The 11616-nt window shown below is 71.8% G+C and carries 13 protein-coding genes; 5 read left to right on the top strand and 8 right to left on the bottom strand.

The annotated features are described in order from the left end of the window. Positions 1-132: 132 nt before the first annotated feature. Genes ACZ4SW_RS19205 through ACZ4SW_RS19185 form a run of 5 tightly spaced genes read right to left on the bottom strand, consistent with a single transcriptional unit; the run spans position 133 to position 5295 of the window. Positions 133-684, bottom strand: a complete 552-nt coding sequence (locus tag ACZ4SW_RS19205) for a NifU family protein (RefSeq protein ID WP_468244551.1) — start codon at positions 682-684, stop codon at positions 133-135. Continuing rightward, entirely contained in the window at positions 677-2470 is a 1794-nt protein-coding gene (locus ACZ4SW_RS19200) for a nickel-dependent hydrogenase large subunit (RefSeq protein ID WP_468244548.1), read from the bottom strand. The genes ACZ4SW_RS19205 and ACZ4SW_RS19200 overlap by 8 nt, the downstream gene beginning before the upstream one ends. Before the next feature lie 8 nt (positions 2471-2478). Then, positions 2479-3600 (bottom strand): NADH-quinone oxidoreductase subunit B family protein, encoded by a 1122-nt coding sequence (locus tag ACZ4SW_RS19195; protein ID WP_468244545.1) that lies wholly within the window; start codon positions 3598-3600, stop codon positions 2479-2481. Continuing rightward, the gene (locus tag ACZ4SW_RS19190) at positions 3597-4142 is read right to left on the bottom strand and encodes a hemerythrin domain-containing protein (RefSeq protein ID WP_468244542.1); all 546 of its coding nucleotides are present in this window, start codon (positions 4140-4142) and stop codon (positions 3597-3599) included. Before ACZ4SW_RS19190 ends, ACZ4SW_RS19195 begins: the two co-directional genes overlap by 4 nt. Before the next feature lie 55 nt (positions 4143-4197). Then, positions 4198-5295, bottom strand: a complete 1098-nt coding sequence (locus ACZ4SW_RS19185) for a hypothetical protein (RefSeq protein ID WP_468244539.1) — start codon at positions 5293-5295, stop codon at positions 4198-4200. Positions 5296-5486: 191 nt separating this feature from the next. On the opposite strand from ACZ4SW_RS19185, the gene ACZ4SW_RS19180 reads away from it, so the two are divergent. From ACZ4SW_RS19180 to ACZ4SW_RS19170, 3 genes are all read left to right on the top strand, one after another. Then, positions 5487-5939 carry a phage holin family protein gene (locus ACZ4SW_RS19180; protein WP_468244536.1) on the top strand — a complete coding sequence of 151 codons (453 nt, stop codon included), beginning with the start codon at positions 5487-5489 and terminating at the stop codon, positions 5937-5939. 310 nt (positions 5940-6249) lie between these two features. Beyond that, the gene (locus ACZ4SW_RS19175; RefSeq protein ID WP_468244533.1) at positions 6250-6462 is read left to right on the top strand and encodes a hypothetical protein; all 213 of its coding nucleotides are present in this window, start codon (positions 6250-6252) and stop codon (positions 6460-6462) included. Between the two features lie 182 nt (positions 6463-6644). After that, positions 6645-7514 (top strand): helix-turn-helix domain-containing protein, encoded by an 870-nt coding sequence (locus ACZ4SW_RS19170; RefSeq protein ID WP_468244530.1) that lies wholly within the window; start codon positions 6645-6647, stop codon positions 7512-7514. Between the two features lie 198 nt (positions 7515-7712). On the opposite strand, the gene ACZ4SW_RS19165 is transcribed toward ACZ4SW_RS19170, so the two are convergent. The 3 genes from ACZ4SW_RS19165 to ACZ4SW_RS19155 all read right to left on the bottom strand — a co-directional run bounded on the left by ACZ4SW_RS19165 (position 7713) and on the right by ACZ4SW_RS19155 (position 9222). Continuing rightward, complete coding sequence (locus ACZ4SW_RS19165) at positions 7713-8084, bottom strand: DUF2255 family protein (RefSeq protein WP_468244528.1); 372 nt, start codon at positions 8082-8084, stop codon at positions 7713-7715. 303 nt (positions 8085-8387) lie between these two features. Continuing rightward, positions 8388-8795 carry a (R)-mandelonitrile lyase gene (locus tag ACZ4SW_RS19160; protein WP_468244525.1) on the bottom strand — a complete coding sequence of 136 codons (408 nt, stop codon included), beginning with the start codon at positions 8793-8795 and terminating at the stop codon, positions 8388-8390. Between the two features lie 100 nt (positions 8796-8895). Then, the gene (locus tag ACZ4SW_RS19155) at positions 8896-9222 is read right to left on the bottom strand and encodes a carboxymuconolactone decarboxylase family protein (RefSeq protein ID WP_468244523.1); all 327 of its coding nucleotides are present in this window, start codon (positions 9220-9222) and stop codon (positions 8896-8898) included. Between the two features lie 438 nt (positions 9223-9660). Here ACZ4SW_RS19155 and ACZ4SW_RS19150 point away from each other — a divergent pair, with 438 nt between their 5' ends. Together ACZ4SW_RS19150 and ACZ4SW_RS19145 are read left to right on the top strand one after the other, a co-directional pair. Further along, entirely contained in the window at positions 9661-10401 is a 741-nt protein-coding gene (locus tag ACZ4SW_RS19150) for an SOS response-associated peptidase (protein ID WP_468244520.1), read from the top strand. A 122-nt stretch (positions 10402-10523) separates the two neighbouring features. Beyond that, on the top strand, positions 10524-11609 hold the full coding sequence (locus ACZ4SW_RS19145; RefSeq protein WP_468244518.1) for a substrate-binding domain-containing protein: 1086 nt from the start codon (positions 10524-10526) through the stop codon (positions 11607-11609). The last annotated feature ends 7 nt before the right edge of the window (positions 11610-11616 follow it).

Raw genomic sequence — 11616 nt, 5'->3', positions numbered from 1 at the left:
CAACCTCCTCTTGGCGGTTGTTGGAGAGGTGCGGTTTCTCTGTCTCGATTTCGTCCCCAAAAGGTTCCCACCCCTCGCCTTCCGCCCCCCGGCCGGACGCCGAGCGGATGACGCGGGCCAGTGCGCCGGTGGTCACGACCGCTCCCCGGCGCTCACCGTGCGCACGGTGAGCGAGTCCACCGGAACGAAGGCCGGGGGCCTGGCGTCGCCGGCCGGTACCCGCTCGACGCCGGAGAGCTCGGGGGCCAGGGCGAGCACGGCCTCGCGGACCGCCTCCTCCAGCGAGGCCGAGGAGGATCCGCACCCCTTGACGGACAGCCGCACCCGGGCGACCCCGTCCTCCACTCCCGTCAGCTCCACGTCCCCGCCCCGCTCCCGCACCGCAGGACGCAGCCCGTCCACGGCACGGGCCGCCCGCAGCTCGGGCGGCTCGGGGTGGATGTCGTGCAGCACCAGGAGGTGGCCGACGAGGTCGTCACCGGCCATGTGCCCGGTCAGCGCGGGATCGGCGGCGTCCAGGACGCGGGCCAGGGCCTCGCCGTAGAGCTCGGTGAGGGTCCGTACCGCTTCGATCGCCGTCCCGGCCATCGGACCGGGGGCGCCGTCGAGCTGCTCGAGCAGCCCGTCGAGGCGGGCGAGCCGCTCCGCGACCGCCGCCCCGTCGAGCCGCGCGGAGTCATCCATGAGCCGCTCCGAACATGGGCGAGTGCAGCTTGGTCAGCGTGTTGCCCTTGCCGAGGTACATGTGCACGCCGCAGGGCAGGCAGGGGTCGAAGCTGCGGACGGTGCGCATGATGTCGACGCCCTTGAAGTCCTCCGGGCCGTTCTCCTCGAAGATCGGCTGGCCCTGCACGGCGTCCTCATACGGTCCGGGCGTGCCGTAGTGGTCCCGCGGGCTCGCGTTCCACGGCGTCGGCGGGTACGGGTGGTAGTTCGCGATCTTCTTGTCCTTGATCACCAGGTGGTGGGAGAGGACGCCCCGCACCGCCTCGTGGAAGCCGCAGCCGATCGCCTCGTCCGGGACCTCGTAGTTCTCGAAGATCTTGGTGTCGCCGCTGCGGACCTGGTCCATCGCCCGCTCCAGGAAGAAGAAGGCCATGGCGGCGGAGTAGGCGACGAAGTACGGCCGGGCCCGGTCGCGTTCGATCGTGTTGCTCCACTGGGGGATCTTCCACTCGAACGTCATCTCCGGCAGCTTGTCGCTCTTGGGCAGGGAGATGCGCACGCTGTGCCCGGTGGCCTTCACGTACGGCGTGTCGACCAGCCCGTTGAGCGCCGTCGACCACAGCCGGGCCAGCGGACCGCCGCCGGTGTCCAGCGCCAGGTGCTGGGCGCTGTTCTTGTCGTACCAGCGCGGGCTCATCACCCAGCTGTAGTTGCCCTCGAAGTTGCGCTTCTGCGGCACCGGCACCGTCGTCTGGTTCCAGGGGTGGCGCATGTCGACGGCGTTGCCGAGCGGGTCGTGAGTGACGAACGGCTCCTCGTTCACCCAGTCCTCGTAGTACGAACTGCCCAGCAGGATCCGCATGCCCAGGTTGATGTCGACCAGGTCGTTGGTGACGAGACTGCCGTCCACGACGATGCCCGGGGTGACGAACATCGCCTTGCCCCAGTCGCTCATCGTCTCGTAGCGGTAGTCCACGACGTCCGGGTTCTGCCAGGCACCCCAGCAGCCGAGCAGGATCCGCCGGCGGCCCACCTCCTCGTAGCCGGGCAGCGCCTCGTAGAAGAAGTCGAAGACGTCGTCGTTCATCGACACGGCCTGCTTGATGAAGTCCAGGACCCGCAGCAGCCGGGAGAGGTAGTCGGTGAACGTGGTCGGCTCCGGCATGGTGCCGACCCCGCCCGGATACAGCGTGGACGGGTGCACATGGCGCCCCTCCATCAGGCAGAACATCTCCCGGGTGATCCGGCTGACCTTGAGCGCCTCCTTGTACAGCTCGCCCTCGAACGGGTTGAAGGCGCGCATGATGTCGGCGATGGTCCGGTAGCCGTGGATGTAGCCGTTGCGGGCCTCGGTGCGCTCGGCCCTGGCCAGCAGGCTCGGGTTGGTGGCCTTGACCATGGCCTCGCAGAAGTCGACGAACACCAGGTTGTCCTGAAAGATGGTGTGGTCGAACATGTACTCGGCCGCTTCGCCCAGGTTGACGATGGTCTCCGCCAGCCGCGGCGGCTTGACGCCGTAGGCCATCTGCTGGGCGTAGTTGGAACACGTCGTGTGGTTGTCACCGCAGATCCCGCAGATGCGCGAGGTGATGAAACCCGCGTCCCGGGGGTCCTTGCCCTTCATGAAGACGGAGTAGCCCCTGAAGAGCGAGGACGTGCTGTGGCACTCCACCACCTCGCGGTTCGCGAAGTCGATCTTCGTGTAGATGCCGAGATTGCCGATGATCCGCGTGATCGGATCCCAGGACATGTCCACGATCTGCGCGGGCTTTCGCGCCGCGGCCCGCGGCTGGGTTGCCGTCATGTCCGTGCCTACCTCGCTCTCTCTCGCTGTCGCCTGCGCCCGTCGGGGCGCCAGTACGGGTCGTAGCCGCTCGTCAACTTGTCCTTGTTGTGGCGCCACTTGGGCTCACGGTTGACGGCCATGTTGGTGATGCCGCGCAGTCGCCGGATCACGGCCCCGTAGGGCCTGATCACGGCGGACGAGAGGGTGCCGCCCGTCGGCTCGTCCATGAACGGCATGAAGGCGTCCGGGAACCCGGGCATCGTGCAGCCGATGCAGACGCCACCGACGTTGGGGCAACCGCCGATGCCCGCCATCCAGCCGCGCTTGGGCACGTTGCAGTTGACGACCGGACCCCAGCAGCCGATCTTCACCTGGCACTTCGGCGAGTTGTAGTCCTTCGCGAAGTCGGCCTGCTCGTAGTAGGCGGCCCGGTCGCAGCCCTCGTGCACCGTCTTCCCGAACAGCCACTGCGGGCGCAGCATGTGGTCCAGCGGGGGCGGCGGCGCCGATCCGGCCGCGTGGTAGAGCACCCAGGTCAGGGTCTCCATGAAGTTCTCCGGCTGGATGGGGCAGCCCGGCACGTTGACGACGGGGAGCGCGCCCTGCGACCTGAAGTCCCAGCCCAGGTAGTCCGCGAGGCCCATGCACCCCGTGGGATTGCCCGCCATCGCATGGATCCCGCCGTACGTGGCGCAGGTGCCGGCGGCGACGACCGCCCAGGCCTTGGGCGCGAGCTGGTCGATCCACCAGTTCAGGGTGAGCGGTTCACCGGTGTCCTGGTCGTTGCCGAACGACGTCCAGTAGCCGTCGCCCTCGATGATGTTCTGGTTGGGGATCGAGCCCTCGATGACGAGGATGAACGGCGCCAGTTCACCGCGGGCCGCCGCGCGGAAGGGGGCGAGGAAGTCCTCGCCGCCCAGGCTCGGCGAGAGCACCTTGTTGTACAGGTTCACCTTCGGCAGACCCGGCACCAGGCCGGCGACGATGTCCTCGATCGCGGGCTGGCCGGACGCCGTCATCGAGACGGTGTCCCCGTCACAGCTCATGCCCTCGGAGATCCACAGGATATGGACCTCGTCGAAGCCGTTCCTCTGTTCAGCCCTCGTGGGCTGCTGGCTGACCTCCGTGGTGCCGCTTTCGACGGTCATGTCCTCGGCCTCCCTTGCAGTCGGTCCCGGAGTCGGTCGTAGGCCGCGGCCACCGGTCCGGCGAACGCCAGGGCGGGAGGCTCGTCGGGCGCGTTGGGGTGCGGTCGGGTCGGAGCGGTCTGCTTGGACCGGGCGAGAAGCCTGCCGAGCCGCAGCAGTTCCTCCTCGGTGACCGCGTCGCGGAGCAGGGGCATCAGCTCGCCCTCCTCCTCGCGGATGTGCTCCTCGACCTCCCGGCGCAGCTCGTCCATGAGTTCGGCGGTGCGCTCGTCGTCCCCGGACTGCTTGTCCAGGGCGAGGAGGGTCTCCTTGACCGCCTTGTGCTCGCTCAGGTGCTCACGGATCCGCTGGTCCCCGTCCGACAGGACCTTCTTGGCCAGCGGATAGACCATCAGCTCCTCGAGCGCCGCGTGCCTGGACAGCTCGCGGACCAGGATCTCCACCACGGCCCGGCGCTGCGCGGGGGATGCGGCGGCGTGGTAGTCGCGGAACAGTTGCTCGACCATCCGGTGGTCGTGCATCAGCAACTCGATGGCGTCCATAACGGCCTTCCTGGTCGGGGACGGTGGCGGCACGGAGGTAGGGCGGACGTGCCGGCTAGGAGGCGGAAGAGGGGGAGGGGGCCGGGGAGGGCGCGAGGGAGCGGATGGCGCCGTGCAGCCGGGCGAGCACCTCCGGCGGCATGGTCTCCACCCGGTCGAGGATCCGCGCGGCCCGCGGGTCGGTGGCGCGCGCCTCGCGTTTCTCGTCGTCCGTGAGCAGCAGCGTCCGCAGGGTGAGGATCTCGTCGATCTCCGCGGCGTCGTGCAGGTCGCCGGGGCTTTCCGGGGCCACCTGCGGATGGTCGGGCAGGATGATCGGCGACGACAGCACGAGCGAGTCGGACCCCTCCGGGCCCGCGAGCACCGGGAAGGTGTGCAGGTTGCGGCACTCCCTCACCTGCGGCGCGACCTCGTCCGGCGGGTCGATCGAGGAGAAGAATCCGAGTCCCTCGCCGCCGAGGAAGGTGTGCGCCGCGATGAGCGAGTGGCGCAGGGCCTCGTCGCGGGGAGCGTCCGGCGGCGTCGTACGGCCCGTGTTCTCGGTGCGGACGCGCAGACGGTACAGGGTGCCGGGGCCGGCGACGGGTTCGACGTGCAGCGTGGTGCGCGCCTGAACGGCGGAGCGGCGGCGCACCAGGCGTCCCGCGCCCGCGGGGAGGGGCTCGGTGTCGTGGCCGCCGGGCGCGCCGAAGGCGAACTCCGCGTCGTCGGAGAGGAGTTCGGCCAGCGGGACGGTCAGGTCGGTCTCGCGCGGCACCGCCTCCTCGAAGGACAGGTGGACCTCGTCGGCGGTCTCCAGGGAGTCCACCGGCACGTACCGGCCGTCCTCCTCCCGGCGCTCCACCCCTCGGGACTGCATCTGCAGATACCGCACGCGCACCCGCACCATGGCGCCGGGCCGCGCGCGCAGCAGGCACTCGGTCTGCTGCTGCCAGGACTCCACGGACCCCGAGACGCCCGGCGCCACCGGACCGTGGGCCTCGGCCCAGGCGCGGGGGGCGAGGATGCCGAACTGCCAGCGCACCCGGTTCTTGGCCGACGAGCGGCGGTACGGGTAGAGCAGGTACCCCTCGTAGAGGACCGCGTCGGCCACGGCGCACGCCTCATCGACCCCCGCATGCATGCTCGCTGTTCCGCCCAAGGGGTCGCTCACCGTAACTCCTCACCGACCGACTGTGCGTATTGCAGTGGTTTACAACGATCACACCTTTTATTGCGATGGGCGCGTATTGAGCGCGTACGGGTGAGTGGCGCGTCGAGACGGGAGGGAGTGGTCGTGTCGCCACGGCGTGAGCGGGTACTGCGGGGAGGTGACTCCCGGCCGTCGGCCTCGGCGGGACCCCGATGCGCAACGAGACGGAGGCGGCAGCGATGTGGATGCAAGGCGACGACTCGGCGGACGGCAGGCGCCGGGTGGGCGACGCGGCGGCCCGGCTGGCCCAGGACACCGCGCAGCTCGCCCGCCACGAGATTCTCGCGGTGCAGAGCGAGGTCAGGGCGGCGCTGCGCCGGATCGGGGCCGGCGGCGCGCTGCTGGGCGCCGCCGGGGTGTGCGGCCTGCTGGCCCTGTGGTCGGCCCATGAGACGGCCCTGCGGTCACTGGAGTCCGCCCTGCCGGGCGCCCGCGCGTCGGCCGTACTGACCTGCGCCTACGCCACGGGCGGCGCGCTGCTGGGCCTGGCGGCCCGCAACCGGGTACGGGCCGCGGGCCAGGCGTCGGCGGAGGCGCTGGACCGGGCACGGGAGGCCGTACCCTCCGGGGCGCGCCGGGCCGAGGGGGACAAGGGGGACGGCTGACCGGGGCGGCGTACGGCCGGTGAGAGACGGGCGGGGGTGACCCGGAGGGCGGGGCCCCGGCTGGGCCGGCGCGGACGCGGAACGGGAGCGACCCGGACGGCGGGCCGCCTCGGGCGTGCGGCCGTTCGGGTGATCGCGGGGGAGTCGGTGCGGCGCGTATGCGGGACGGGGGCGTCTGCTGGGCCTCGGGGTGGCAGGCTGCGGGGTCGGGTCGGGGCCGCGTGGCCACGGCCCTGCCGGGCGGCACCACGCTCGCGCGCCGTGTGGGCCGTCGGTCCCTGCACGGCGCGTACGGAAGGAAGGGGCGCCCGTGGGGATGATTCCGGTCGACTCCGCCGAACCGGCCCGTTCCGGTGGCGCGTTCATTGAGCCGGCGTACCGGCGTGTGCGAGCCGCGCAGGGCGGCAGCGCACCGGTCGGTGACGCGAGCGCCTGGGACCTGTTCCGCATGGCCTTCGCCTCGGTCGCCCCGCCCGGCGCCCACCGGCCGCCCGCCGCGGGCGGCGGCTGCGGCCGCCCGTGACACCACCCGACCGCGATCGTGCCGGACAGGCGTCGGGACCCCGGAGCGATCCGGGGCCCTTCAGGAGGGCTCGACGGAGCCCGGGGCCCACACCCGGTCCCGGCCGGCGGCTCGGAGCGTGCGCCGTACGTCCGCCGAGGGGGCGTCGATGCCCGTGCGCGGCCGCATGCGAAGCTGTGGATGTGCAACGCGACCCGAGCCTGGATGAACTGGGGGCCTTCCTCAAAGCGCGCCGTGCACAGCTGAGCCCGGGTGAGGCCGGCCTGCCCGACGCGGGCGAGCCCCGGCGTGTCCCCGGTCTGCGTCGTGAGGAAGTCGCTCGGCTGGCTGCGATCAGTACCGACTACTACACCCGGCTGGAGCAGGGGCGCCTCCAGGCGTCCGCGGCCGTCCTGGACGCCCTCGCACAGGTGCTCCGCCTCGACGGCGACCAGCGGGAGTACCTGCTGACCCTCGCGGGGAAGGCGGCACCGCCCACGGTCGGCAGGAGCGCTCGGCAGAAAGTCCAGCCGCAGTTGCAGCACCTGCTCGACGACCTCACCCTGACGGCCGGGTTCGTCATCGGGCGCACCACGGACGTCTTGGCGTGGAACGCCATGGCGGCCGCTCTGGTGATGGACTTCGGGCGCGTCCCCGAGGAGGAACGCAACTACGTGCGGCTGCTGTTCACCGAGCCCGCCATCCGTGAACTGTACCTGGACTGGGAGGACATGGCCCGGCTGGCCCTGGCCCACCTGCGCATGGACAGCAGGCGGAACCCGCACGACCCGCGGCTGACGGCACTCGTCGACGAGCTTTCCGCGCTGGATCCGCAGTTCCGGCTGTGGTGGACCTCGCACGATGTCGCCGTGCGGGCCGGCGGCACCAGGCTGCTGCGGCATCCCCGGGCAGGCGACCTGACCTTCGAACGTTCCACCTTCACCTGCGCCGAGGATCCCGAGCAGCAGCTCGTCGTGTGGACCGCCGAACCGGGCAGCCGGACGCACACGGCGCTGCGTTCCCTGGCCGCGGAGATCGAGGCGGCCGGGGCCGATCGGGACGGCGCCGCCTGACCTGAGCGCGCCAGGGCACGCACCCGTGGCTCGCCGCGCCGCCTCAGCACACAGGTCTCCGCCGGTTCACGACCGGCCGGCCGTACCTCTTCGCGGGTCCGGCGCTTCGGCCCGGAGCCCACGGAGCACCGTGCCGTCGATCCGCGTCGGACCGGCTGTCGGTGGCGGTCCGGTGGCTTCCGCCGGGGCCCATCCTGCTCACCGGGGTACCAGTCGCAGCGTCGTGGAGCGGGAGGCGACCATGGGATCGACGTACGCGCCGCCGTAGCGGCCGTACTTGGTGCGGTAGACCGCGTCGATGCGGTCGTTGAGCTCGTCGTCCGTCACCTCTGCGAACGTGACGTCCTTGTCGACGCCACCGGCGCGGATGCGCCCCTCGTGGCTCTCGCGCGCCGCTCGCCACCAGGCACCGGCCGTACCGCGGTAGGAGCGGACGTACAGGTCGTCACCGTCGCGGACCACCCAGACCGGCACCGGCGCGCGCGAGGTGCCGTCATGTCGCAGGGGTGCCATCTCCAACTCGTCCGCCTCTCCGATGCGGTCGAGCTCGTCGTTCGTCCACGTCGTCATCGGTGGTCCTCCGATCTGCCTGGTTCGGCGGGATGTGCGAGACGGCCTCGAAGCACGCCTCGACGGTGGTGGTCGCCTTGCCGGTCATGGCGGTCGCCCGTTCTGCTGCGGGGGCGGGTGCCGGCCACCGCGCGACGCGGCCGGCAGGGGTGGGCGCCGCCGATACGGCACCCACCACCGCCGGGCCCAGGTCACGGAGGCGGCAGAGGCTTGGTGGCGCGGCGCTCGTCCATGGCCTTGTAACCTTCGGCGGCCTGCTTCAGGGGGAGGGTGTCTCGGGTCGTGACTCAGGGCTGCCGGGACTCAGAAGCGGGTGCGGGTGCCGACACGCGGGCCGTTGTACTCGCCGTCCGAAACGTGCTCGAGCCATGTGGTGTCGTCCGTCTCCCACAGGGCGAGGTGGGTCATGAACTGGTCGGGCGCGGCGCCGTGCCAGTGCTCCTCGCCCGGCGGTGTGTGGATGACGTCGCCGGGATGGGCCTCGATGATGTCGCCGCCGCGGGACTGCACCAGCGCGACGCCCTCGACGATGTAGAGGGTCTGGCCCAGTCCGTGGGAGTGCCAGGCGGTGCGGGCGCCGGGAACGAACCGGACCATGTTGGCCCGCATGCGGGAGGGGTCCTCACCTCGGTAGATCACATCCGCGTAGGCGTCGCCGGTGAACCACTCGGCGGGAAGCTTCAGGGTCGGGGGCTGCTTCAGCAGTTCCATGGTGCGTCTTTCCCTTGGGGAGATGCTGCCGCCGGGGCGTGCGGCGGCCGTATGCGGTGGGCGGGCCCGCGCCGGGGGTGCGGGCGATGGAGGAAGGGCCTCAGCCGGTCCGTTCGTCCACGATCGCCTTGAGCTGGGTCATGGCCGACATGGCGTTGGGCCATCCGGCGTAGAAGGCGAGATGGGTGATGGCCTCGACCAGTTCGTCCTTCGTCAGGCCGTTCTCCAGCGCCTTGCCCAGGTGGAAGCCGAGTTGGTCGGTGCGGTACAGGGAGGCCAGAGCGATGACGGTGACCAGGCTGCGGTCGCGCGGGGACAGACCCGGCCGCTCCCAGACGTCCCCGAACAGGACCGTGTCGGTCACCTCGGCGAGTTTGGGGGCGAACTCCTGGATGGCCGGCGGCGCGAACTTCTTCCGTTCGGTCATGGGGTGGTGCTCCTAGCGTGTGTTCCGCAGTGCGGGCCGCCCGGCCTTCGGCCCGACCCGAGGGCTTGCCGGCCCGGACGTCTGCGTGAATCCGGTCCGTGGCCGGTGCCGGTCACCGGCCACGCCCTCGAACCTGCCACCGTCGCTCGAGCGTGCACAGGGGAGAGTTCTCTCCGGGGAGAGACTTGTCCGGGGATGAATCCTTCCCCCCTTCGCGGGACCGAGCGGTGCCACACCGGCCCGTGCGTCCCCCGTCAGGCCGACGGCCGAGCAGCTCCGCGATGCCGTGGCACTCCCGGCCGGACGCCGCCCAGGTCCCGGGCGGTGCCGCGGCAGCGCCTGCGCATGGATGCGGCGCGGCCCCGGGCGCCGTGCCGACCTGGTGCTGACCGAGCCCGTATGATCTAGCATTTTCCCAGGTCGGAGGGACGGTGTGGTATGTGCGGTCGCTATGTCTCCACCCGTGGCCCCCAGGACCTCGTACGACTGTTCAGGGTCACCGACTGGGACGAGCGGGACGACCTGCCGCCGAGCTGGAACGTCGCGCCGACGGACGACGTGTGGGCGGTGCTCGAACGCGCCCCTCGCGGCTCGGGAGCCGTTCGGCGGCAGTTGCGGCGGCTGCGCTGGGGTCTGGTGCCGTCCTGGGCGAAGGACCCGAAGATCGGCGCTCGGATGATCAACGCGCGGATGGAGACGGTGCACGAGAAGCCGGCCTTCCGCACGGCCTTCCTCAGGCGGCGCTGCCTGCTGCCCGCCGACGGCTTCTACGAGTGGCAGCAGGTTCCGGCCACCGGCAAGGACAAGGGGAAGGCCCGTAAACAGCCGTACTTCATCAGCCCGCAGGACGGCCGGGTGATGGCCCTGGCGGGGCTGTACGAGTTCTGGCACGACCCGTCGGCCACCGAGGACGACGACTCCGCCGCCTGGTGGGTGACCTGCACGATCCTCACCACGGAGGCCACCGACGCCGCGGGCCGCATCCACCCGCGGATGCCGCTGGCCGTCGCCCCCGACCTCCGGGACGCCTGGCTGGACCCCGCGCACCAGGACCCGGCCCGGCTGCGCGCCCTGCTGGCCCCTCCCGCGGACGGCCGCCTGGACGCCCGCCCCGTCTCCACGGCCGTCAACGACGTCCGCAACAACGGCCCGCAGTTGCTGGAGCCCGTCGAGGCGTAGGCTCACCGATCACGTCACGGACGGGACGGATGCCGTCGGGTGCGAAGCCGGTGCCGTGGCGGCATTCGCTCGTATGCTGGTGGCCGAATCGCTCAAACGAACATCCGGGGCGGGGAGGCCTCATGCGTGAGCCGGTCGATCTCAGGCGTCGGCGGATCCTGGCCGCGGTGCAGTCGCGCGGTACGGCGCGGGTCCGGGACCTCGCCGCCGAGCTGCAGGTGTCCGTGGTGACGATCCGCCGGGACGTGGAGGAGCTGACCCGTGAGGGGAGGCTGCGGCGCGGTCACGGGGTGGTCCGCTCCACGCTTCCCGCCCAGGAGGTGCCGGGCAACGCGGGCGCGGACGGGGACACCGTCGCCGTGGTGGTGCCCGAGCGGCACTCGTACCTCTACGAGACCCTGCACGGCGCCCGCACCGCGCTGGAGGAGGCCGGGATGCGCATCGCCCTGCACATCGCCCCCCAGGTGCCCGGCGCGGAACGCCCGCAGGTGGAGCGGGCCTTGGCGGAGGGCGTGCGCGGGGTTCTCCTCGCGCCGAGGTGGCGCACCCCGGCCGACGAGGAGGCCGACCACGAGTGGCTCGCGGGGCTGGGCGTGCCGACCGTGCTGATGGAACGTCGGCCCCGCAAGGGCAGCGCCCTGCACTCCATGGACTCGGTGTGCTCCGACCACTGGTACGGCGCGCACCTCGCCGTGGAGCACCTGGTGGGTCTCGGTCACCGGCGGATCGTCTTCGCGACGCGCGACGACAGCCCCACCGCGCGCACCCTGAGGGCCGCCCTCGGCGAGATCGCCGAGGCGCACCCGCTCGTCGAGGAGTGGGCCTGGGCGCTGAGTTCGCGCGCGCCCGGCGAAGGCGGTCCGACGGACCTGGCCGCTCTGCTGCGCCAGGCCGGCGCCACCGCGGCCGTGCTGCACGGCGACGTGGACGCCCTGATGCTCGTGCAGCGGCTCGCCGAGAGCGGTGTGCGGGTCCCGCAGGACTGCTCGGTCGTGGCGTACGACGACGTGGTGGCCGGGCTGGGCACCCCCCGGCTCACGGCCGTCTCACCGCTCAAGGGAGAGGTGGGCCGCGTCGCCGCCGAGCTGCTGCTGCGGCGGCTCGACGGCTCCGGCAACGGCGCGGTCCGAGCGGTGCAGCGCATCGAGCTCCTGCCGAGGCTGACGGTCCGCGACTCGACCGTGGAGTACGACGGGCACCCGGAATGAGCGTTTG

The sequence above is a fragment of the Streptomyces sp. NPDC028331 genome, assembly GCF_055565775.1.
The sequence above is the reverse complement of the archived record's forward strand: the minus strand, read 5'-3'. Positions and strand labels throughout refer to the sequence as shown.

What these genes read in the sequence shown, in the direction of transcription:
- ACZ4SW_RS19205 (WP_468244551.1), bottom strand. Translation starts at nt 684, where the DNA reads ATGGATGACTCCGCGCGGCTCGACGGGGCGGCGGTCGCGGAGCGGCTC.
- ACZ4SW_RS19200 (WP_468244548.1), bottom strand. Translation starts at nt 2,470, where the DNA reads ATGACGGCAACCCAGCCGCGGGCCGCGGCGCGAAAGCCCGCGCAGATC.
- ACZ4SW_RS19195 (WP_468244545.1), bottom strand. Translation starts at nt 3,600, where the DNA reads ATGACCGTCGAAAGCGGCACCACGGAGGTCAGCCAGCAGCCCACGAGG.
- ACZ4SW_RS19190 (WP_468244542.1), bottom strand. Translation starts at nt 4,142, where the DNA reads ATGGACGCCATCGAGTTGCTGATGCACGACCACCGGATGGTCGAGCAA.
- ACZ4SW_RS19180 (WP_468244536.1), top strand. Translation starts at nt 5,487, where the DNA reads ATGCGCAACGAGACGGAGGCGGCAGCGATGTGGATGCAAGGCGACGAC.
- ACZ4SW_RS19165 (WP_468244528.1), bottom strand. Translation starts at nt 8,084, where the DNA reads ATGACGACGTGGACGAACGACGAGCTCGACCGCATCGGAGAGGCGGAC.
- ACZ4SW_RS19160 (WP_468244525.1), bottom strand. Translation starts at nt 8,795, where the DNA reads ATGGAACTGCTGAAGCAGCCCCCGACCCTGAAGCTTCCCGCCGAGTGG.
- ACZ4SW_RS19155 (WP_468244523.1), bottom strand. Translation starts at nt 9,222, where the DNA reads ATGACCGAACGGAAGAAGTTCGCGCCGCCGGCCATCCAGGAGTTCGCC.
- ACZ4SW_RS19150 (WP_468244520.1), top strand. Translation starts at nt 9,661, where the DNA reads ATGTGCGGTCGCTATGTCTCCACCCGTGGCCCCCAGGACCTCGTACGA.
- ACZ4SW_RS19145 (WP_468244518.1), top strand. Translation starts at nt 10,524, where the DNA reads ATGCGTGAGCCGGTCGATCTCAGGCGTCGGCGGATCCTGGCCGCGGTG.